Source organism: Nocardia sp. CC201C (assembly GCF_030010695.1).
GTDB lineage: Bacteria > Actinomycetota > Actinomycetes > Mycobacteriales > Mycobacteriaceae > Nocardia > Nocardia otitidiscaviarum.
Genome location: NZ_JASCXP010000091.1, coordinates 1 through 20,741 on the forward strand (window position 1 = coordinate 1; position 20,741 = coordinate 20,741).

Sequence of the window (20,741 nt, forward strand, 5' to 3'; positions counted from 1 at the left end):
AAACCCCCCCCCCCGCGGGCCGACGGGCCCGCGCCGGACGATCGGTTCGGCGGGCCGCGACGCTCGATGGCCGGGTCGTCAGTTCGGCCGGGCCGGACCGATCGCGCGGAGGTTGGCCAGGTAGTAGAGGTACAGACCGGCGGGCAGCAGGCCGTGGACCAGCTGGGCCAGGGTGGGCCAGTCGTTGATGAACGGCACGTCGCCGCCGGGGCCGCCGAAAGTGAGCAGCCGATAGGACAGGGTCCAGGCGGTCAGTGGCTACCGCCGACGCGGCTACCGCCGATGCGGCTACCGCCGATGCGGCTACCGCCGATGCGGCTACCGCCGATGCGGCTACCGCCGATGCGGCTACCGCCGACGCGCTGTGGCGGTCAGGTGCGGGTCGCGGTGTGGGTGCGCAGCGCGGTGAGGCGGCTGATGTATTCCTGCTCGTCGATATCGCCGCGGGCGAACCGCTCGGCCAGCAGCTGCTCGGCCGGGGTCTGGGTGACGGGTGGCTTCCCTTCCCGGTCCGGTCGCGCGGTCATCCGCACGATCAGGGCGAAGGTCGCGATCACCAGTCCCCAGAACAGCAGCATGCCGATGCCCATGCCGACATAGCCCCAGCCACTCGGTCCGTGGTCGTACCAGTACATCACCGTCTGCCTCCTTCTCCGGCGCGATCGTGCGCGACGCGGTGCCGGACCGTGCTTTCGACGCGATGCGCGCCAACTGTCTCCACTGTCGGCGCGTACGGCCGCCCGGGGCAGGGCAGATCGCCCCCCTGATGCGAGGACCAACGGCATCCAGGCTGGTGTGGACCGTGCCGTCGCCGCCCGGAGCGGCGATCCGAGGGCCAAGGTCCCGTGGCCCGGGGCCCAACGCGACTTCCGATGACCAGGGCCGCCACGCGACCGTCGAACCATGGCATTCACGCAGAACATTCGAGAGACCGCCCTCGAGCAGGCCGCCCTCGTGCTGCTGTCGGGTTTCGTGGCGATCTGGGCCGTGGCGGGCGCCGTCGGCTTGGCGGGCGGCGGAATCGACCTGGGGCAGACCATCGTGCGGCGGCTCCCGTTCGAGAGTCCGGTCTTCGCCGCCCTCGCCCTGGCGCTCGTCGTCGCGGTTCCGATGGCCGTCACCTCCTGGTCCGCCGCGCACGGTGAGCGCCGCGCCCCGACCGTCGCGATCGCCAGCGGCGGCCTGCTGATCGGCTGGATCATCGTGCAGATCGCGGTCATCCGCACCTTCAGCATCCTGCAACCGGTGTGCGTGCTCTTTGGCATCGCCATCGTGATCCTGGGTCTGACCTGGCGTCCCAACCCGGAAGACGATCGTTGAAGGGTTGATGTGACCGACCGCACAGAATTTGCAGCTAATTTATAGCAACATTTCCTGACGGGGTGCCGATACCCTCCTCGAGCACCCGGTGCTCGCGTCCGTCCGGTGCGGGGACCGGTTGTGTGCCTTGTGGTCTCGCGACCGCACGAGGGAAAGGGTCGGCATCCATGCGATCGACTCGCACTGCGTCGAATTCGGTGAGATGGTTCGGTATCGGCTGTCGGAGGGCGGCATTGGCGCTGGTAGCGCTGCTGTCCGCGGGTATCGCCCTGGTGGGCTCGACGGCCACGGCCACGGCGGCGTTCACGCCCGCGGCCTTCGACTTCTGGGTGGATTCACCGAGCATGGGCCCCATCAAGACCCGGGTGCTGCGAGCCGCCGACGGCAATACCAACCGGGTCGTCTACGCGCTCGACGGGATGCGGGCGCGGGAGGACCTCAACGGCTGGGAGATCGAGACCAATGTCGCCGAGGTGCTGGCCAGCTGGAATATCAATGTCGTCATGCCGGTCGGCGGCCAGTCCAGCTTCTACGCCGACTGGAACGCCCCGAGCGAATTCTTCGGCATCCCGGCGGGCACCGGCCCCGGCAATACCGGCTCGGGCGTGACCGACACCCTCTCGGGTGGTCCGGGCAAGAGCTACCGCTACGAGTGGGAGACCTTCATCAGTCGCGACCTGCGCTGGGCGCTGCGTGACCGGCTGGGGTTCAACCCGTATCGCAACGGCGTGTTCGGCCTGTCCATGGGCGGCAGCGCCGCGCTCACCCTGGCGGCCTACCATCCCGACCAGTTCAGCTTCGCGGGAGCCTATTCCGGCTACCTGAACATCTCCGCGCCCGGCATGCGGGAGGCCATCCGCCTGGCCATGCTGGACGCGGGCGGCTACAACGTCGACTCCATGGCCCCACCCTGGGGGCCGCAGTGGCTGCGCATGGATCCGTTCGTCTTCGCGCCCAATCTGATCGCCAACAACACCCGACTGTGGGTCGCCGCCGCGAGCGGTCTCCCCACCGCCGGTGACCCGCCGAGCATCGCCACCGCCAACGGCATGGCGTTGGAGGCGCTGGCACTGGCCAATACGCGCTCCTTCCAGGTGCGCATGGCATCCCTGGGTGGCGGCAATGTCGCCTATTCCTTCCCCGCGTACGGCATTCACGCGTGGAATACCTGGCAGGACGAGGCGTACCGGATGATTCCGGACCTCTCCGCCAATATCGGCTGACGGTACGAGCGGTACCGATTGTTTGTGCGGCCTCACGGGCAGAAGGCGGGATGACGATGCTGGTAGCGGAGATCGACGCGGTACTGGCGGTGGATTGGCTGCTGCGGGACCTGCCCGCCGCCGCGCTACGCGGAGTCGCGCGGACTGCGGAGGCCGAGCGCATCCACCGACAGGGGCCGGTCACCGCACGCCGCCTGGCCGGTCGGGACGGGCTCGTCCGCTACGAACGCCGCCTGCGGCGAGCCGGGGACGAACTGGCCGCGGTCGTGGCGGCCCTGGAACCCGCGGAGGCCGGACGACCCGCCTGGGAGCCGGAGGCGCGGGCCTATGCCGAGATCGGCTCGGCCTGTATGGATCTGGCCTATCAGATCGAGCGTCGGCTGCTGTACACCGGGGAGCGCGCGGGCCGATGGGCGGTGCGACTCGTGCATACCGCCCACCAGCTCGACGGGTACCTGCGCCCCGGCTCGGTGGCTCACCTGGCACGGGAGAGCTATCAGACCCTGTTCGACGAGGCGGTGCTGGCCGGGCGGGGAGGTTTGCTGCCCGGCACCGGCGTGCCCGGCTGATACGGGGTACCGTAAAACGTGTGGGTATGGCGAATTTTGGGCCATCTATGACCGGAAGTGCCACCAATCCATGACATTCGGTGCCAACGCTCGTGTGATGTCTTGCCTGCCGGTGTGACAACGCTACGCTTTCAGCGGGTTTCCGATCATGAACCGCGTTTCGCTAACTCTCAGCGTGTCGAGGGTTGGCAGGTTGCCCACCGATCGGCAGACCCATGGGCCGCATGCCCTGGCGGCCCGCGGCCCCGTCCCGCAGCGGGACCGACGCTGTAACGGATACGGGCACCGACGGGAGAACCCAACCGCGAAATCCACCTCCCGTCGGTGCTATCCGAGCCCGGCAGCGATCCGGGACGAGAGCGATCCAGGCCGGCAGCGATCCAGGCCGGCAGCGATCCAGGCCGGCAGCGATCCAGGCCGAGAGCGATCCAGGCCGAGAGCGATCGAGCCCGACCGCGATCCGAGCCGGTGTCCGGCCCGGCCGCTTCTCACTCCTGGCATCGATCCCGCGTCGACCCGCGTCGAACTCAGCGCGATTCGTCCGCCTGCGCGAGTTCCGTCGCCGCCTCCTGCCGTGCCCGGTCCAGGCGGATGAGCGGTACGGCCGCCGCCGCGAGCGCCGCGCCGATCAGGCAGACCGAGGTCAACGCGGCGCCGCGGGTGAGCGTGAGCGCCGCCAGCACGGGGGTGCAGCTGATGCCCAGCTGAAACGCCGACACGGTGGTGGCGCCGGCCAGCGTCGGCGCATCGCCGGCGAGTGCGAACACCCGGCCGTAGAGGGCGGGATTGAGCACGAAGGCGGCGATCCCGAGCAGGAAGACCACCGGCACCACCACCCACGCCGTCGGCATGGCCGCCGCCAGCAGCGCCGACAGCAGTACGATCCCGACCGCACCGGTTCCCAGGGCGAGATGCGGCCGTCGATCGGAGATGCGGCCGCCGATGGACAGCCCCACGAACGCCCCGATGCCGAAGAGTGCGAGCACGGCCGGAATCCAGACCTCCGCCATGCCGGTGATGTCGGCGAGCATGGCCGCCAGATAGTTGAACGTGATCATGTACGCCGCGGTGGTCAGAATGGTCACCGACCAGACCACCCAGAGCATGGGCTTGCGCAACGTGTCCAGCTCCCGTGTCACCGCGGCTCCGGTGTGCGGCACGGAAGCCTGTGCGGCAGCGGGTATTCCGAGCAGACACCCGATGATCCCGGCGAGTGTCAGGACCACCACGGCCCAGAATCCGCCGCGCCAGCCGGTGAAATGGCTCAGCAGGGTGCCCGCGGGGCCGCCCGCCACCATGGCCACACTGAGTCCGCTCACCACCACCCCGGACGCCCGGGCGGTGCGGTCCGGCGTGACCAGGCCGATCGCGGTCACCGACGCGATGGCGAAGAATCCGGCGTAGGCGATTCCGGCCACCACCCGGGAGGCCAGCAGCACGGTGTAGTCGCCGAACAGGCCCAGGGCGATGGATGCGGCGAAGACGCCCTGGGTCGCCATCAGTGCGGTCCGGCGCGGCCAGCGCAGGCTGAGCACCGCGAACGGCGGTCCGCCGCAGACGACACCCAGCGCGAACGCGGTAATGAGCATGCCGGCCGAGGAGAGGGGGACGTCGAGGTCGGTCGCGACCTCGGGTAGGACTCCGGCCAGCAGGAACTCCGCGCTGCCCATGGCGAACAGGCTGAAGCCCAGCAGGTACACCCCGGTGGGCAGTCGGGTGGTCGTGGTTGTCGATGTCGTTGTCGTTGTCGTGTTCATATCGGCTCACCTCCGAGCCGAGCATCGGGCCACGCCCGCGATACCGGCAACGGTTGTTGCCGATCCCGGGACAAATTGGTTGACTGGGCCCATGGATGGACAGCCCAGCGTCGGCTCCGTGATCGAGCAGATCCCACCTCGTCTGCGCAGCGCCCGGGAGCAGAAGGGCTACAGCCTGTCCGAGCTGGCCCGGCTCACGGGACTGTCCACCAGTACGCTGTCGCGCCTGGAGTCGGGTCAGCGCAAACCGAGTCTCGAACTGCTGCTGCCGATCACGGTGGCGCTCGGGGTGCCGCTCGACGAGATCGTGGTCGCCCCGCGCATCGTCGACCCGCGCATACCGCAGCAACCCACCAGGAAGGACGGCCGCGTCCTGATCCCGCTGTCGCGGCACCAGGGCGAACCACGCGCCTACAAGATGACCATTCCCGCCCACGACGACACCCCGTACCCGCGCACCCACGACGGCTACGAATGGCTCTACGTGCTGCGCGGCCACCTGCGCGTCCGGCTCGGCGACCACGATTTCGTCATGGGCGTCGGCGAGGCGGCCGAATTCGACTGCCGCATACCGCACTGGTTCGGCGCTGCCGGGCGCGGCAGCGTGGAGGTGCTCAGCCTCTTCGGCAAACACGGCGAACGCATCCACGTCCGCGCCCGCGCCGCGGGACGGCCGACCGCGTCCGCGTGAGGACCGCCGACCCGAAACATATTGCGGACACCGGTTTCCGGATCTAGCGTCGCTCCATGTCCTCGCCTGTTCTCGTGCCGTTCCATCAAGACGAACCCTTGGCCCCGGACGCCATTCCGATGCCCGGTCCCGGCTATCGGACCGTGGTGCCCGAGCTGCCCGACGGCACCGTCTGGGAGCGTCTGGTCGCCCTGTACCGGGAGGTGGCGGCCACCGTCGCCGCGGTCGAGGGCACACCGGTGGTGCTGTCGGGGGATTGCACGGTCGCCCTGGGCACGCTGGCGGGCGTGCAGCGGCGCGGAATCGACCCCGCCGTCGTCTGGTTCGACGCGCACGGTGATGTGCACACGCTGGAATCGTCGACCTCCGGCTATATCGGCGGCATGTCGCTGCGCCTCGCGCTCGGGGCACACGCGGACCTGATGGCCGAACCGCTCGGGCTGCGTCCGGTGGCCGCGGAGCGGACGGTACTGGTCGACGCCCGCGATCTGGATCCCGGTGAGCGGGAGTACCTTTCGACCGCGCCGGTGCGGCATTGCGGCGTCGACACGATCACGCTGCCGGACGGCCCGGTCCTGCTGCACATCGACGTCGACGTGATCACCGCCGAGGAGGTTCCAGGTCTGCTCTATCCGGTGACCGGCGGCCCCACCCGTGACGCCGTGTTCGACGCGGTGCGGCGGGTGATCGCCACCGGTCGGGTCGTCGCCCTGGATATCGCATGCCCGTGGCAGCCGGGCGAGTATCCGGAGCGCGCCGACCTGCTCGCCACGCTGACGGGCCTGCTCGATACCGGCGCGGTCGCGGCGTCGCACGATCGATAGCGGGTTTTCCGGATCCGCCAGAATGCTTGACTCGTTCCAGAGAGCGGACGAGACTCTGGGTGTGCCCACGGCCACGGAGTTCCAGCAGATGCTGCGGGGAGCTTCGCTGCGCGTGACCGCCCCGCGGGTCGCGGTGCTGAGTGCCGTGCACGACCACCCGCACGCCGATACCGATTCCATCATCCGCGCCGTCCGGGACCGCCTGTCGGCGGTATCGCACCAAGCGGTGTACGACTCGCTGCACACGCTGACCGCCGCGGGCCTGATCCGATGCATTCAGCCCTCCGGATCGGTGGCCCGATACGAGACGCGGGTCGGCGACAACCATCACCATGTCGTCTGCCGGAACTGCGGGACCATCGCCGACGTCGACTGCGCCGTCGGCGCGGCCCCGTGCCTGACCGCGTCCGATGACAGCGGTTTCACCATCGACGAGGCCGAGGTCATCTACTGGGGTCTGTGCCCCGACTGCGCCGCGGCCGCACGCCCCTGATCGCAGCCCGCTCGATTCATTCAGGAAGGAATGTCGTGACATCCGAAACTCACAGCACCAGCGAGAGTGAGAACCCGGCGATCCCGGCCCCGACCCCCAAGACCGACCATCGCCCGCGCACCAACAAGGACTGGTGGCCGGAGCAGATCGATGTCTCCGTGCTGCACGCGCACTCCTCGAAATCCAACCCGCTCGGCGCGGATTTCGACTACGCCGCGGAGTTCCGGAAGCTGGACGTCGAGGCGCTGAAGGCGGATGTGGCCGCGGTGCTGACCGATTCGAAGGACTGGTGGCCCGCCGACTACGGCAACTACGGCGGCCTGTTCATCCGGATGAGCTGGCATGCCGCGGGCACCTACCGCATCGCCGACGGACGCGGTGGCGGCGGCCAGGGCGCGCAGCGCTTCGCGCCGCTCAACAGCTGGCCCGACAACGCCAACCTGGACAAGGCCCGCCGCCTGCTGTGGCCGGTCAAACAGAAGTACGGCAACAAGATCTCCTGGGCCGACCTGCTGGTGTTCGCGGGCAATGTGGCGCTGGAGTCGATGGGGTTCAAGACCTTCGGCTTCGGTTTCGGCCGCCCCGACGTGTGGGAGCCGGAGGAGATCTTCTGGGGGCCGGAGGACACCTGGCTCGGCGACGAGCGCTACAGCGGTGACCGCGAACTGTCCGGTCCGCTCGGCGCGGTGCAGATGGGCCTGATCTACGTGAATCCGGAAGGGCCCAACGGCCAGCCGGATCCGGTGGCCGCCGCCCGCGATATTCGCGAGACCTTCGGCCGCATGGCCATGAACGACGAGGAGACCGCCGCGCTCATCGTCGGCGGGCACAGCTTCGGCAAGACCCACGGCGCGGGCGATGCCGCCCTGGTCGGCCCGGAACCCGAGGCCGCCCCGCTGGAACAGCAGGGGCTGGGCTGGAAGAGCGCGCACGGCACCGGAAAGGGCAAGGACGCCATCACCAGTGGGCTCGAGGTGGTGTGGACCTCCACCCCGACCCAGTGGGGTAACGGCTTCCTGCAGAACCTCTACGGTTACGAATGGGAGCTGACCAAGAGCCCCGCCGGGGCCTGGCAGTGGACAGCCAAGGACGGCGCGGGCGCGGGCACCATCCCGGACCCGTTCGGCGGGCCGGGGCGCGCCCCGACGATGCTGACCACCGATCTGTCGCTGCGCGAGGATCCGATCTACCGGGAGATCACCAGCCGCTGGCTGGAGCATCCCGAGGAGTTGGCCGAAGCCTTCGCCAAGGCGTGGTACAAGCTGCTGCACCGCGATATGGGTCCGGTCAGCCGCTACCTGGGTCCGTGGGTGCCCGAACCGCAGCTGTGGCAGGATCCGGTGCCCGCGGTCGATCACGAACTGGTCGACGATCAGGACGTGGCGGTGCTCAAGGCCAAGGTCCTCGACTCCGGCCTGTCGGTGACGCAGCTGGTCAAGACCGCGTGGGCGTCGGCGGCGAGCTTCCGCAGCACCGACAAGCGCGGTGGCGCGAACGGTGCCCGCATCCGGCTCGAACCGCAGCAGAACTGGGAGGTCAACGAACCCGCCGAACTGGCGAAGGTGCTGCCCGTGCTGGAACGCATCCAGGCGGAGTTCAACGGCTCCGCCGCGGGCGGCAAGAAGATCTCCCTCGCCGATCTGATCGTGCTCGCCGGATCGGCGGCCGTCGAGAAGGCCGCCAAGGACGCCGGGCACGGGGTCACCGTGCCGTTCCGGCCCGGTCGCACGGACGCCACCCAGGAGAACACGGATGTGGAGTCGTTCGCGGTGCTGGAACCGCGTGCCGACGGCTTCCGCAACTACGTGCGCTCCGGGGAGAAGGCCCCGCTGGAACGGCTGCTGCTGGACCGGGCCTACATGCTCGACGTGACGGCTCCGCAGCTGACGGTGCTGATCGGCGGCATGCGTGCGCTCGGCGCGAACCACGGCGGCTCCGAATACGGCGTCTTCACCGACCGTCCGGGCACGCTGACGAACGACTTCTTCGTCAACCTGCTCGACGACAGCACCGAGTGGAAGCCGTCGGAGTCCGCGGAGAACGTGTACGAGGGCGTCGACCGCGCCTCCGGCAAGACCCGCTGGACCGCCACCGCCAACGATCTGCTCTTCGGTTCGCATTCGGTGCTGCGCGCCGTGGCCGAGGTGTACGCCCAGCAGGACGCGGGCCGCAAGTTCGTCGACGACTTCGTCGGCGCCTGGGTAGGGGTCATGGAGAACGACCGCTTCGACCTCGCCTGAGGCAGCCGCGTCGCGGCGTGACGACCGGGCCGGTTCCGCGCGGGACCGGCCCGGCATCGCGTCCGCTCAGGCCACGACGGAACGCGGTGGCACACCGACGTATTCGCTCAGTGGCCGGATCAACGCATTGGATTCACCCTGCTCGACGATGTGGGCGGTCCAGCCGGTGATGCGGCTCATGACGAAGATCGGCGTGAACATCTCGATATCGAAGCCGAGCAGGTAATAGGCCGGGCCGGTGGGGAAGTCCAGATTCGGGGCGATCCCGGTGGCCTCACGCATGGTGCTCTCCAGGATCTCGTACATCCGCACCCACGGCTGTCCGTCGGTGACGGCGGCGATGTCCAGGAACGCGCGCTTCATGGTCGGCACCCGGGAGTCGCCGTTCTTGTACACCCGATGGCCGAAACCCATGACCTTCTCACCGCGGGACAGCTTGTCGCGCAGCCACCGTGCGGCCAGATCGGGGTCGCCGATCTCGAGCATGTCGTGCATGACGGCCTCGTTCGCGCCGCCGTGCAGCGGTCCCTTGAGCGCGCCGATGGCGGCGGTGACCGCGCTGTAGATATCGGAGAGCGTGGAGGTGACCACGCGCGCGGCGAAGGTGGAGGCGTTGAAGCTGTGCTCGGCGTACAGGATCAGCGAGACCTCGAACGCCCGCACCAGCTCCGGAGCGGGAACCTTCCCGAAACACATGTTGAGGAAGTTCTCGGCGAAGCCCAGCTGCGAGTGCGGCGCAATGGGTTCCAGGCCGTGCCGTTTGCGGTGGTCGGCGGCCACGATGGTGGGCAGCACCGCCATCATGCGCAACGCCTTGGCGCGGTTGGCCTGCGGTGAATTGTCGTCTTCCAGGGGATCTTCCGCGCCCAGATAGCTGATCGCGGTGCGCACCACGTCCATCGGGTGGCAGTTGTCGGGCATCTTCGCGATGAGCGACAGCAGCGAGCGGTCGGCCCGGCGGGAGGCGCGCTCCTGCTGGCAGAACCGCGCGTACTGCGCGTCGTTCGGCAGTTCGCCGTACCAGAGCAGGTAGGCGACCTGTTCGAAGGTGCAGTTGGCCGCCAGGTCCTGCACGGCGTAGCCGCGATAGGTCAGCGCGTTGGTCTCGGGCACCACCTTGGATATCGCGGTGGTGTCGACGACAACGCCCGCGAGCCCCTTGTAGATGGTCGGGACGGTGATATCCCCCATCACTGATTCCTTCCCAGAGTGAAATTGAATATCTCGGAATCGAATTCGTTGTATCGCTGGTACCGCAGCAGCTCGTAGAGGCGGCTGCGATGCTGCATCCGGTCCAGCAGCCCGGATTGCGTGCCCTGTTCGAAGATCTCCCGCAGCCCGGCCTCGGCGGCGTACATCGCCAGGCGCAGCGTCGACACCGGATAGATGACGGCGTTGTAGCCGATCGACTCCAGCACCTCGGCGGTCAGCAGGTCGGACTTGCCGAACTCGGTCATATTGGCCAGCAGGGGAATCGACACCGCCGCCCGGAACTTCTCGAAATCGGCGGCCGTGTGCAGTGCCTCGGTGAAGATCACATCCGCGCCCGCGTCCGCATAGGCTCGGGCCCGTTCGATCGCGGCGTCGATCCCCTCGATCCCGGCGGCGTCGGTGCGGGCGCAGATGACGAAATTCGGGTCACGCCTGGCCGATACGGCCGCTCGCAGCCGCCGGACCATCTCTTCGGTCGATACCACGGCCTTGCCGTCGAGATGGCCGCAGCGCTTGGGGTTGACCTGATCCTCGAGATGCAGGCCCGCGAGTCCGGCGTCCTCCATGACGGTGACGGTGCGGGCGGCGCTCATGGGCTCGCCGAACCCGGTATCGGCGTCGATGAGCACCGGCAGGTCGGTCACCCGCGCGATCTGCTGACCGCGTCCCGCCACCTCGGTGAGCGTGGTCAGACCGATATCGGGCAGGGCCAGATCCGCCGAGAGCACCGCCCCGGAGACATACACGCCGTCGAAGCCGATCTCCTGAATCAGCCTGGCCACCAACGGGTTGAAGGCTCCCGGGAATCGCTGGATCCGCCCGGAGGCGAGTCCGGCCCGGAAAGCGGCGCGCTTGTCGGGGGCGGAGGTGGCGGCGGCGAGCAGACCCGTCATCGGAACAGCCCCCGCGGCGACCGGGGTGCGCGGGCGAGCACATCCGTGGATACGGAGAAGGTGATTTCGGGCAGCTCGGCGGGCGACAATTCGCCCGCGCGCTGGGCCACCTCGAGGAAGCGGTCCTGCTCGGCCGGTTCGATCACGCCCTCGGCGAGGGCACGGAACTTGGCGATGTACTGTGCGCGGGCGAAGGGGCGCGCACCCAGCGGATGCGCGTCGGCGACGGCCAACTCGTCGGTGATGACCTCGCCGCTCTTCAGGGTCACCTCGGCACGTGCGCCGAACGCCTTTTCGCTCGGATCGGTGGAGTGATAGCGGCGCGTCCACTCCGGATCCTCAGCGGTCGAGATCTTGCGCCACAGTTCGACGGTGTCGGGCCGCTGGGCACGCTCGGGTGCGTAGGAACGCTCGTGGTGCCAGGTGCCGTCCTGCAGGGCGACCGCGAAGATGTACATGATCGAGTGGTCCAGGGTCTCGCGCGACGCCCGGGGGTCGAACTTCTGCGGGTCGCGCGAACCGGTGCCGATCACATAGTGGGTGTGGTGGCTGGTGTGCAGCACGATCGACGCGATCTGATCGAGGTCGCCGATCCGCTCGCGCAGCCGGAACGCCAGGTCGATCGGGGCCTGGCTCTGGTACTCGGCCGAATGCTCCTTGGTGTAGGTGTCGAGAATGCCGCGCTTGGGCTCGCCCGGACCGGGCAGCGGCACGTTGTACTCGGCCTTCGGGCCGCCCAGCAGCCAGGCGATCACACCGTCCTCACCCTCCCAGATGGGAGACGGCGCACCCTCGCCGCGCATGGCCCGGTCCACGGCCTCCACGGCCATCTTCCCGGCGAAGGCCGGGGCATAGGCCTTCCAGCTGGAGATCTCGCCCTTCCGGGACTGGCGGGTGGCGGTGGTGGTGTGCAGCGCCTGGCCGATGGCCTGGTAGATGGTCTCGGTGTCGAGTCCGAGCAGGGTGCCGATACCGGCGGCGGCGGACGGGCCGAGGTGGGCGACGTGGTCGATCTTGTGCTCGTGCAGGCAGATGGCGCGCACCAGGTCGACCTGGATCTCGTAACCCGTTGCCAGACCGCGGATCAGGTCGCGGCCGGAGCGGCCCGCGTGCTGCGCCACCGCGAGGATCGCCGGGATGTTGTCGCCCGGATGCGAGTACTCCGCGGCCAGGAAGGTGTCGTGGAAGTCGAGTTCGCGCACCGCCACCCCATTGGCCCAGGCCGCCCACTCCGGGGAGAAACGGCCGTCGACCCCGAAGACGGCCGCACCGGGCCGGTAGGGGTGGGCCAGCGCCTGGGCGCGGGCATTGGCGACGGGGCGGCGGGTGAGCGCGGCCGCGGCCACGGCGGCATTGTCGATGATCCGGTTGACGATCATCTCCTCCGTCTCCGGGGCAACCTCCACGGCATCGGCGGCCACCTCGGCGATCCGCCATGCGAGATGTTCCTCCCGGGGGAAGCTCTCCGCGGAGCGGTGGGTGCGGACGAGATGGTTCTTCACGGTCGGGGCCTCCCAGGCATCGAGGTTCATCGGGATATTTCGCACGCTATACAGGCAGCGCGGACATGGAAATCCCCCGCAAATGCCTATTTTTGTGTAAGCGCGGCGGTGAAAGTGTGAAAGTTGTGTAAAGCGAGGCTGCTAAATTGAGGGCATGCAGAAGATGTATGCGGGCGCGCGACTGCGCACGCTCCGGGAACAGCGGGGACTTTCCCAGTCGGCGCTGGCCAAGGCCCTGGAGCTATCCGTGAGCTACATCAATCAGCTCGAGCACGATCAACGACCGCTGACCGTGCCGGTACTGCTGCGCCTGAACTCCCGCTTCGATCTGGATATGGGCTTCTTCGCCGCCGACACCGACGCCCGGCTCATCGCCGACCTCCAGGACGTCTTCGCCGAGGACCCCGACGGTGCCGCCATCACCACCGCCGAGATGGACGATCTGGTGGCCCGGGTGCCGGCGGCGGCGCGTCTGCTCGTCTCCCTGCATCGTCGCCTGCGCGGGGCCACCGAGCAGATGGAGCGCTTCTCCGCCGAAATCGACGGCGGCCGGGGCGACTCCGCCACGGCCATGCCCTACGAGGATGTGCGCGACTACTTCTACGACCGGCGCAATCACATCCCCGCACTCGACACCGCGGCTGAGGAACTGTTCACGCGCAACGGTTTCCAGCCGGGCGGGCTCGACCTGCAACTGACCCGCCTGTTGCGAGAGGAGTTCGGCATCACGGTCGCGATCCGCACCGATGATCCGAATCATCCCGGCCCCAAACGGGTGTATGACCCGAATGACCGCGTGCTGACCCTGGCACGTCGGCTCTCGACCGGCCAGCGTGCCTTCCAATTGGCCACGCAGTTGGCCTTCCTCACCCAGGGCGCGGTCATCGCCGACCTCATCGACGAGGCCGACGCCATGCCGGAGCAGTCGCGGGGACTGCTGCGGATCGGCCTGGCCAACTACTTCGCCGGTGCGCTCATCCTGCCCTACACCCGGTTCTGGACGGCCGCCGAAGCGTTGCGCTACGACATCGAACTGCTCGCCGCCCAATTCGAGGTCGGCTTCGAGACCGTCTGCCACCGCCTGTCCACCCTGCAGCGGCCCGGCAAACGCGGGGTGCCGTTCTTCTTCGTCCGCACCGACCGCGCCGGGAACATCTCGAAACGCCAGTCCGCCACCGCATTCCACTTCTCCCGGGTGGGTGGCAGCTGTCCGCTGTGGGTCGTGCACGAGGCGTTCGCCACCCCGGGCAGCATCCGCACCCAGATCGCGCGGATGCCCGACGGCCGCAACTACCTGTGGCTGGCCCGCACCACCGACGAGAAGACGCCCGGATACCTCTCCGCGAAAAGGGATTTCGCCATCGGGCTGGGCTGCGATCTGGCGTACGCGGACAAGCTCGTCTACTCCCACGCGCTGCCGGTGGACGATCCGAGCGCGGCCGTGCCGATCGGCGCGGGCTGCAAGGTCTGCGAGCGCACCGACTGCGCCCAGCGCGCCTTCCCGCAGTTGGGTCGCCCGATCCGGGTGGACGACAACAGCTCGCAGCACATTCCGTACGTGCCGTCCACCGTCGGGTGATCAGCGGACCGGTGGACGGTCAGGCGCTCAGCGGGGCGGCGGTGACCTCGTAGCCCAGATTCGTCAGCACCTCGGTGGTGGCCTTGGCGAAGTTGAGGGTGATGAAGTGCAGGCAGGGTGCGCCCTCATCGATGAGGCGCTGGGCCATCTCGGTGGCGATCTCGATGCCGACCCTGCGGACCGCGGCGCGGTTCTCCTCGGGGCCGTCGCCCGCGGCCCGGCGCAGCCGGTCCAGGACGGCCGCGGGCAGCGCGCGGCCGCTGAGTTCCTCGGCGCGCGCGACGGTGCGCATGGAGGTGATCGGCATCAGCTCCGGGATGATCGGTTTCGCGCCCTGCACGGGATCGGCCGCCAGCACCCGATCCCGCAGGCGCAGATAGTGTTCGACGTCGAAGAACATCTGAGTGATCGAGTAATCCGCGCCCGCACGCAGTTTCGCGGCCAGGAAGGCGGTGTCGGTGTCCAGGTCGGGGGAGCGGTGGTGCCCCTGCGGGAAGGATGCGACGCCGACGTGGAAGTCACCGAGATCGCGCACGATGCGCACCAGCTCCTCAGCGTACTCGACGCCGTCGGGATGCCGGTGCCATTCGCCGAGCGGGTCGCCGGGCGGATCGCCGCGCAGCACCAGGATATTGCGGATTCCGCAATCGGCGTACGAGCCCACCAGCGCGCGCAGTTCGGCGACGCTGTGGCCGACGGCGGTCAGATGCGCGACCGGCAGCAGGGTGGTCTGCTGCGCCAGCTGGCCGGTGATGCGGGCGGTGCGGTCCTTGGTGGACCCACCGGCCCCGTAGGTCATCGACACGAAAGCCGGGTGCATCCGCTCGAATTCGCGCACCGCCCGCCACAGCCGGGCCTCGCCCGCGGCGTCACGGGGTGGATTGAATTCGACCGAGAACGGCACCCGCGGCCCGGAATGCCGCCGCAGACTCCGCACGACCGAGGGAACACCGGATGTGATCGGCGAAATCCGGGCCGGACGCCCCGCGTCTGAGAGCCCCGGTTCGGAGGGGGAATACATAGTCGCCTCGTGAGGTAGACAGCCGATGGCCGCCACCCGCACCGAACGCACACCGACGGAGCCCCTGCAGCATCTTCCCGTGCCCGGGTCCCACTCGGCGCAGCGCCCGATCCACGAGGCGACGGCCGCCGGATACGGCGTATCCGGCACAACCGGCAGGTCTTCGGACTCGTGGGCGACGACCCGACCCGGGTCGACCCCGGAGTCGGAGTCCGGGGCTGGACCTACCGGCCGTCGCTTCCCGGGCGCGCGCCCAGTGCCTGTGACGGCCGTCGTTCCCACTCACCGCTGCGGGACAGTCCCGGAATTCCACCGGGTTCCCTCTTCACCTCGGTCCGCGCGGACGCGCGTCCCTCGGCTCGACGCCATCGGGCGGATAAGGGGCTCCTCGACTCCACCTCCGGCGAACCAGCTGCGACCGTGAATATAGCGGAACCGCGCGTCTCCGCCACGCCGAGCCCTGCGGTGCGGCGCTGCTACGCCCCACTGAGGGCATCGAGAACCCCGGTGACCTCGTAGACCACATTCGTCAACACCTCGGTGGTCGCCTTTGGTGAATCTGGCTCTAAGGGTTCAGCACGGGTTCTCCTGCCGGATCCCGCATGCTGCGGTCGTGCTCGACGATGTAGTCGATGAACTTGTCTTGGTCCATGGTCATCGCGAGGAGATCGATATCGTGTGGGTAGACAGGCACGCGATTCAGATGAAACATTCCGGCCTCGGCCGCAAGTGTTCTGGCCGCCCCATCGGTCCCGCCTCTCATCTCCCACCCCAGGCTCAGTTTGTATTGGACGTCTGCCCAGTTTCTGATGGTGAAATCGGGTTGTGCCAGCTGTGTATAGGCATCCTGGCGCATTCGTTCCCGATCGGCCTGTGTCGCTGGTATCGATACGATGTCGTGGCTATTCCGCGTCATACGCCAGGTAGACACGTCTTGGCCGAGCGCGGCTTGTGCGGCGGCCTTCGCTCGCGAAACTTCCTCCCAGCGTTCACCCCGGACCAGTCGATTCGAGTCTATTACCGTCCCGTCGGACAGCCGAACGGTGTTCTGCAGTTCTTCGATGTGCTCGTTTCCAGCCCCGAATCGGGCGTGGGCTCGCCGCCCGGCCTCCGCGTAGGTGATGCTGAGCGGGGTCTCTTGTCCACCAACGAAATACCCTGTCTCGGGATCGAGTTCGCCGCCTTCAGTGCGGATATTCCTACCGAAGAAATCGTTGAACGCGATCCGATCGGCATCGGTCAACGGCGTGCGCAGATGCTCGGGCCGCCCGTTTGCCGGCAGATTCGCACGCTGCACGATAATGCGTCTATGTTCCGCGGCCCAGTCCGCCGCGGTGGGCCGTCTGCCCAGAAGGAGCAGGTTGGTGACACCGACCTTCGCCATCTCGACCTGGCGGACGACGAACTCGCGCTTGGCCGCAATGTCGGCGGCGGCCTCCTTGGTTACAGGCGAGGCTCGATGTTGCATACGGCCGGGCATCGGGAAGTCCATCGCGGAGATCCTGATACCGCGGAGGGCAGCAGCGCTGGTCACGTCGATTCCTCGGTACATCCGAGTGACGGTGGCGAGAGACCGCGCGCCAATGGTGTCGCCCCGGTACCGTCCATCGACCCAATCGGATATCCGGAATACGCAGGATTCGAGGGTACGTGTCAACTGGGCACACAGCTCCGGCAGCCGATGCTGATGGATGACAACTCCATTTCATTAGACAGAGCACAGGGCGCGTGCAGTGGACACTGTGTATCACCGGCTTTGCTGGGCGACGGTGTCAGAACCTTCGTCGGTGAAGGCGATCGGTTCTGTATTCTACTGTTCACGTGGCGGCTGTGCAGTCGCCATAGATCAGGGGAATCGCTGCAAGGCCCGACAGCTCATCGCCGCTGATCTCCGGGAACTCGTCCGCGAACACGGCGTGCCGTGAACCCGGCATCGATTAACGCCATCGGTAGCGCGTCGACGTCCCTGGCTTCCCTTTGTCCGGCTGCCACGGGCGGCCCATCCGAGAGGAGTTACGACGAAGATCCAGCCCGCCGGGCCAAGCGGAACCGTGAGGTTGGCCCTGTCCGACAGTCCGTCCCAGTTGCCCGCGATCTCTTCGACCCGTAGTGCCGCGCACCGAGATGAAAGCGTTTCGCCTCGGTCATAGTTCAGGTGTGTGGGCGCCCGGCGCTACTGCGCTGGCGCGGCTGCATGACTCCGTGCGAGCGGGCGGAGTGGCGCAGGGCAGGGGAGACACTTCCGGTGTGGTCAGTGTGCGCCCCAGCGCTGTTCCATGAGTACGCCCTTGGCGGCGAGCCAGGAGACCGGGTCGATCTTGTTGCCGTGCTGGTCCCAGATCTCCAGGTGCAGGTGGGGGCCGGTGGACTGGCCGCGGTTGCCGACGGTGGCGATCACGTCGCCCGCGTTCACCCGCTGGCCCTCGGCGACGTAGATGTCGTTGACGTGGCCGTAGACGGCGGTGGTGCCGTCGTCCTGGAGCACACGCACCCAGAGTCCGAAGCCGTCGGCCGGTCCGGCCTCCACGACGGTGCCGCCCAGCGCCGAGTGGATCGGTGTCCCCAGCGCGTCGGCGATATCGACGCCGTAGTGGAACGCGCCCCAGCGGCTGCCGAATCCGGAGCTGATCTGGCCACCCACCGGCAGTACGGCAGGAGCGGCGATGAAGGGTGCGGGAGCGGGCGCGGCGGGGGCGAACTGCTGCTGGAGCTGTTTGATGGTCTGCTCGGCCTGCGCCAGCGGTGCGGCGATCTCGGCCGGGAGCCCGGCCAGGCCGAAGGGCGTGGCCGCCGGTGCCGGAGCGGGTTGCGCGGGCGGGGCGATCTCGGTCGGGGTGGGCGGCATCTGGTTGGTCACCGCGGCGACGGTGGCGTCCACCGCGGCCTGTAGCAGCTCGGGTGCGGACTGGATGTCCAGCGGCACCGGATCGGCGACCGGATCGGCCTCGTCGACGGGCGTCGGAGGAGCGGCGACCGCGGCGGCCGGAGCCAGCTGGGCGACCGTGGTGAGCAGCGCTCCCGCCGCCACCGCCACACCCGCGACGGCCCTGACATATCCGCCCGAACCGGAGTCGGCGCGATGACTGGTGGATGTTCCGGCCTCGACCGCACCGAGCAGGTCCTGGACGGAAAGGGAACCGGAGGTCTCTCGATGCAGCGACACAGCACGTCCTCGGTAGATCAGCGACAGCGCCCGAACTCCGGAGTCACCGACGCTGGCGGTCCGGTGTGGGAACGTGTCGAAAACTGTACCCACGCGTGACCGTTCTGTCGCCGTTTCTCGATGTTTCCCTCCACGATGCTTCCGCCGAACCTCCCGAACGTCCGCGCATGAACCGCCGCGACGGTGGTAGCTCCGTCCGCGAGGGCGCGAAAGATCGATCCCGCCGCGCCTGCGAAATCCCGGAGTCCGAGCAAAGGAGCGTCATCATGACGGTCACGATTCCTCGCGGCACCGACGGCCTGCGCCGATTCTCGTTCGGTGTGGTGCTGGCCGCCGCCGCGCTCGGCGCGGCAGCCGCACCCGCCGCCGCGGTACCCGCGGTGCAGCCCGCGGTCAGCGATCAGGAGGCGCTGCGGGCCGCCCAGGACGCGCTGATGGGCGCGACCGTACAGTCCATCGAACTGGAGATGGCCGACGGAACGCCGACGTGGGAGGTCGACGTGGCGACCCGCACCGGCGCCGAATACGAGGTGCAGATCGACGCGACCACCGGCATGGTGGTGTCGGTGGAGGAGAGCACCGACTGACCCGTGCCGCCCGCGCCGGGACACGCGCACCTTGCGGTGACAGGCATTTCGCGCGCATCGGTGAGACCGTGCCCGGCATGACGTGCTATCCGACCGAGACGCAGACGATTTCGCTCACGATGGAGGTCGCCGACGCGATCTCCGCGGCGGTGAACGCGCGTGCGGTGGCCGAGACCGGCGTGGAACTCCCTCCGCTGGTGTGGGTTTGGCACCAGGGCGTGTATTCGCTGCCCTGCGCCGAACAGCAGGAGGTGGAGTTCCGCGGCCGGGTCGCGCCGCGCGATCAACCCGAATCGACCGAGCGGCACCTGCGCGAGTGGGCCGCCGCGCTGCGCCTCACCGAATCCACCACCAGTGTCGAGCGCACTCATGGCCGCCGCACGTACACGGGTGTCTTGGCGGGCTCGCGCATTCGGATCACCGGCCGCGTCGAAGCCACCCGCTCGGCGGCCTGAGAAACATCGCACACCGAATTCCGGCCGGGACGGGCCGTCGATCGGCACCCGATCCGAACACGAGTGCGGCCGTCGATTCGCAAAAAACGGCGACTCTTCCCGAACCGGGTGCGGCATCGGCGCGCGATACCTGGAATAGTTGGGACCAGCACGCACAAGACCGAGGCGAAAGCGGGGATGTTGGTGACTTCGAGTGATGGTGTGAACGCGGTAAGTACGGTGAAGGAGTCGCCGTCGGCACCCAGCACCCTCGAGCGCGATGTCCAGACCCTGGAAAAGGCGATCTACGAAGTGAAGCGGGTGATCGTCGGTCAGGATCGGCTGGTCGAACGCCTGCTCGTCGGTGTGCTCGCGCGCGGACACGTCCTGCTCGAGGGCGTGCCCGGTATCGCCAAGACCCTCGCCGTGGAAACCTTCGCCCGGGTGGTCGGCGGCAGTTTCTCCCGGGTGCAGTTCACCCCCGACCTGGTGCCCACCGACCTCATCGGTACCCGCATCTACCGGCAGGGCAAGGAGGAGTTCGACACCGAGCTGGGTCCGGTCGTCGCCAACTTCGTCCTGGCCGACGAGATCAACCGCGCGCCCGCCAAGGTGCAGTCGGCTCTGCTCGAGGTGATGGCCGAGCGGCATGTCTCCATCGGCGGCAAGACCTACCCGATGCCGAACCCGTTCCTGGTCATGGCCACGCAGAACCCCATCGAGAGCGAGGGCGTCTACCCGCTGCCCGAGGCGCAGCGCGACCGCTTCCTGTTCAAGGTGGTCGTGGACTACCCGTCGGTGGAGGAGGAGCGCGAGATCATCTACCGGATGGGCGTCACCCCGCCGGAGCCCAAGTGCATCCTCGAACCCACCGAACTGGTGCGCCTGCAGCAGCTGGCCGCCAACACCTTCGTGCACCACGCCTTGGTCGACTACGTGGTCCGGGTGATCGCGGCGACCCGCAAACCCGCCGATTTCGGTATGCAGGATGTGGCCGGGTGGATCGCCTACGGCGCCTCGCCGCGCGCCAGCCTCGGCATCATCGCCGCCGCCCGCGCCGTGGCCCTGATCCGCGGCCGCGACTACGTGGTGCCGCAGGATGTGGTCGAGGTGGTGCCGGATGTGCTGCGTCACCGCCTGGTGCTGTCCTACGACGCGCTCGCCGACGAGGTCAGCCCCGACGACGTGATCCGCCGGGTGCTGCAGACGGTGGGCCTGCCGCAGGTCGCCCCG

The 20,741-nt window shown here is 68.4% G+C and carries 19 protein-coding genes and 1 riboswitch; of the genes, 11 read left to right on the forward strand and 8 right to left on the reverse strand.

The window, feature by feature from the left end:
* Positions 1-371: 371 nt before the first annotated feature.
* On the reverse strand, positions 372-635 hold the full coding sequence (locus QK444_RS12495) for a hypothetical protein (protein ID WP_306355902.1): 264 nt from the start codon (positions 633-635) through the stop codon (positions 372-374).
* Positions 636-903: 268 nt separating this feature from the next.
* Between QK444_RS12495 and QK444_RS12500 the strand changes: the two genes are divergently transcribed.
* The 3 genes from QK444_RS12500 to QK444_RS12510 all read left to right on the forward strand — a co-directional run bounded on the left by QK444_RS12500 (position 904) and on the right by QK444_RS12510 (position 3,112).
* A complete protein-coding gene (locus QK444_RS12500; RefSeq protein WP_143981154.1) occupies positions 904-1,320 on the forward strand; it encodes a hypothetical protein in 417 nt (138 codons plus the stop codon).
* Positions 1,321-1,487: 167 nt separating this feature from the next.
* The gene (locus QK444_RS12505; protein WP_282779906.1) at positions 1,488-2,543 is read left to right on the forward strand and encodes an alpha/beta hydrolase family protein; all 1,056 of its coding nucleotides are present in this window, start codon (positions 1,488-1,490) and stop codon (positions 2,541-2,543) included.
* A 50-nt stretch (positions 2,544-2,593) separates the two neighbouring features.
* A complete protein-coding gene (locus QK444_RS12510) occupies positions 2,594-3,112 on the forward strand; it encodes a hypothetical protein (protein ID WP_282779908.1) in 519 nt (172 codons plus the stop codon).
* A gap of 527 nt (positions 3,113-3,639) precedes the next feature.
* On the opposite strand, the gene QK444_RS12515 is transcribed toward QK444_RS12510, so the two are convergent.
* The gene (locus QK444_RS12515) at positions 3,640-4,869 is read right to left on the reverse strand and encodes an MFS transporter (protein WP_282779910.1); all 1,230 of its coding nucleotides are present in this window, start codon (positions 4,867-4,869) and stop codon (positions 3,640-3,642) included.
* A gap of 91 nt (positions 4,870-4,960) precedes the next feature.
* Here QK444_RS12515 and QK444_RS12520 point away from each other — a divergent pair, with 91 nt between their 5' ends.
* The 4 genes from QK444_RS12520 to katG all read left to right on the forward strand — a co-directional run bounded on the left by QK444_RS12520 (position 4,961) and on the right by katG (position 9,117).
* On the forward strand, positions 4,961-5,560 hold the full coding sequence (locus QK444_RS12520) for an XRE family transcriptional regulator (RefSeq protein WP_282779912.1): 600 nt from the start codon (positions 4,961-4,963) through the stop codon (positions 5,558-5,560).
* A gap of 56 nt (positions 5,561-5,616) precedes the next feature.
* Positions 5,617-6,384 (forward strand): arginase family protein, encoded by a 768-nt coding sequence (locus QK444_RS12525; RefSeq protein WP_282779913.1) that lies wholly within the window; start codon positions 5,617-5,619, stop codon positions 6,382-6,384.
* A gap of 61 nt (positions 6,385-6,445) precedes the next feature.
* Complete coding sequence (locus tag QK444_RS12530; protein WP_282779915.1) at positions 6,446-6,877, forward strand: Fur family transcriptional regulator; 432 nt, start codon at positions 6,446-6,448, stop codon at positions 6,875-6,877.
* Between the two features lie 35 nt (positions 6,878-6,912).
* Positions 6,913-9,117, forward strand: coding sequence for a catalase/peroxidase HPI (gene katG / locus QK444_RS12535; RefSeq protein ID WP_282779917.1), 2,205 nt, complete (start codon positions 6,913-6,915; stop codon positions 9,115-9,117).
* A 66-nt stretch (positions 9,118-9,183) separates the two neighbouring features.
* Here the strand turns inward: katG and QK444_RS12540 are convergent, their stop codons facing one another.
* Genes QK444_RS12540 through prpD form a run of 3 tightly spaced genes read right to left on the reverse strand, consistent with a single transcriptional unit; the run spans position 9,184 to position 12,724 of the window.
* The gene (locus tag QK444_RS12540) at positions 9,184-10,308 is read right to left on the reverse strand and encodes a bifunctional 2-methylcitrate synthase/citrate synthase (RefSeq protein ID WP_282779918.1); all 1,125 of its coding nucleotides are present in this window, start codon (positions 10,306-10,308) and stop codon (positions 9,184-9,186) included.
* Positions 10,308-11,222 carry a methylisocitrate lyase gene (gene prpB / locus QK444_RS12545; RefSeq protein WP_282779920.1) on the reverse strand — a complete coding sequence of 305 codons (915 nt, stop codon included), beginning with the start codon at positions 11,220-11,222 and terminating at the stop codon, positions 10,308-10,310. The genes QK444_RS12540 and prpB overlap by 1 nt, the downstream gene beginning before the upstream one ends.
* Positions 11,219-12,724: a 2-methylcitrate dehydratase PrpD gene (gene prpD / locus QK444_RS12550; RefSeq protein WP_282779934.1), complete on the reverse strand. Its 1,506-nt coding sequence runs from the start codon at positions 12,722-12,724 to the stop codon at positions 11,219-11,221. The genes prpB and prpD overlap by 4 nt, the downstream gene beginning before the upstream one ends.
* A gap of 154 nt (positions 12,725-12,878) precedes the next feature.
* Between prpD and QK444_RS12555 the strand changes: the two genes are divergently transcribed.
* On the forward strand, positions 12,879-14,303 hold the full coding sequence (locus tag QK444_RS12555) for a short-chain fatty acyl-CoA regulator family protein (RefSeq protein WP_282779922.1): 1,425 nt from the start codon (positions 12,879-12,881) through the stop codon (positions 14,301-14,303).
* Positions 14,304-14,322: 19 nt separating this feature from the next.
* On the opposite strand, the gene QK444_RS12560 is transcribed toward QK444_RS12555, so the two are convergent.
* From QK444_RS12560 to QK444_RS12570, 3 genes are all read right to left on the reverse strand, one after another.
* On the reverse strand, positions 14,323-15,240 hold the full coding sequence (locus QK444_RS12560) for a methylenetetrahydrofolate reductase (RefSeq protein ID WP_282779924.1): 918 nt from the start codon (positions 15,238-15,240) through the stop codon (positions 14,323-14,325).
* Between the two features lie 241 nt (positions 15,241-15,481).
* Positions 15,482-15,652: riboswitch (cobalamin riboswitch) on the reverse strand.
* Positions 15,653-15,889: 237 nt separating this feature from the next.
* A complete protein-coding gene (locus QK444_RS12565; protein WP_282779926.1) occupies positions 15,890-16,858 on the reverse strand; it encodes a hypothetical protein in 969 nt (322 codons plus the stop codon).
* A gap of 717 nt (positions 16,859-17,575) precedes the next feature.
* On the reverse strand, positions 17,576-18,487 hold the full coding sequence (locus QK444_RS12570) for a M23 family metallopeptidase (protein WP_282779928.1): 912 nt from the start codon (positions 18,485-18,487) through the stop codon (positions 17,576-17,578).
* A 266-nt stretch (positions 18,488-18,753) separates the two neighbouring features.
* Here QK444_RS12570 and QK444_RS12575 point away from each other — a divergent pair, with 266 nt between their 5' ends.
* The 3 genes from QK444_RS12575 to QK444_RS12585 form a co-directional block, all read left to right on the forward strand.
* Positions 18,754-19,074, forward strand: a complete 321-nt coding sequence (locus QK444_RS12575) for a PepSY domain-containing protein (RefSeq protein WP_282779930.1) — start codon at positions 18,754-18,756, stop codon at positions 19,072-19,074.
* Between the two features lie 77 nt (positions 19,075-19,151).
* Positions 19,152-19,529, forward strand: a complete 378-nt coding sequence (locus tag QK444_RS12580) for a hypothetical protein (RefSeq protein ID WP_029928687.1) — start codon at positions 19,152-19,154, stop codon at positions 19,527-19,529.
* A gap of 177 nt (positions 19,530-19,706) precedes the next feature.
* Positions 19,707-20,741 (forward strand): MoxR family ATPase (locus tag QK444_RS12585; protein WP_282779932.1); only part of this gene is annotated, 1,035 nt, incomplete at its 3' end.

Excerpts from the sequence above, each read along its gene's own strand:
- QK444_RS12495 (WP_306355902.1), bottom strand. The coding sequence starts at position 635 with ATGTACTGGTACGACCACGGACCGAGTGGCTGGGGCTATGTCGGCATG.
- QK444_RS12500 (WP_143981154.1), top strand. The coding sequence starts at position 904 with ATGGCATTCACGCAGAACATTCGAGAGACCGCCCTCGAGCAGGCCGCC.
- QK444_RS12505 (WP_282779906.1), top strand. The coding sequence starts at position 1,488 with ATGCGATCGACTCGCACTGCGTCGAATTCGGTGAGATGGTTCGGTATC.
- QK444_RS12510 (WP_282779908.1), top strand. The coding sequence starts at position 2,594 with ATGACGATGCTGGTAGCGGAGATCGACGCGGTACTGGCGGTGGATTGG.
- QK444_RS12515 (WP_282779910.1), bottom strand. The coding sequence starts at position 4,869 with ATGAACACGACAACGACAACGACATCGACAACCACGACCACCCGACTG.
- QK444_RS12520 (WP_282779912.1), top strand. The coding sequence starts at position 4,961 with ATGGATGGACAGCCCAGCGTCGGCTCCGTGATCGAGCAGATCCCACCT.
- QK444_RS12525 (WP_282779913.1), top strand. The coding sequence starts at position 5,617 with ATGTCCTCGCCTGTTCTCGTGCCGTTCCATCAAGACGAACCCTTGGCC.
- QK444_RS12540 (WP_282779918.1), bottom strand. The coding sequence starts at position 10,308 with ATGGGGGATATCACCGTCCCGACCATCTACAAGGGGCTCGCGGGCGTT.
- prpB (WP_282779920.1), bottom strand. The coding sequence starts at position 11,222 with ATGACGGGTCTGCTCGCCGCCGCCACCTCCGCCCCCGACAAGCGCGCC.
- QK444_RS12555 (WP_282779922.1), top strand. The coding sequence starts at position 12,879 with ATGCAGAAGATGTATGCGGGCGCGCGACTGCGCACGCTCCGGGAACAG.
- QK444_RS12575 (WP_282779930.1), top strand. The coding sequence starts at position 18,754 with ATGACGGTCACGATTCCTCGCGGCACCGACGGCCTGCGCCGATTCTCG.
- QK444_RS12580 (WP_029928687.1), top strand. The coding sequence starts at position 19,152 with ATGACGTGCTATCCGACCGAGACGCAGACGATTTCGCTCACGATGGAG.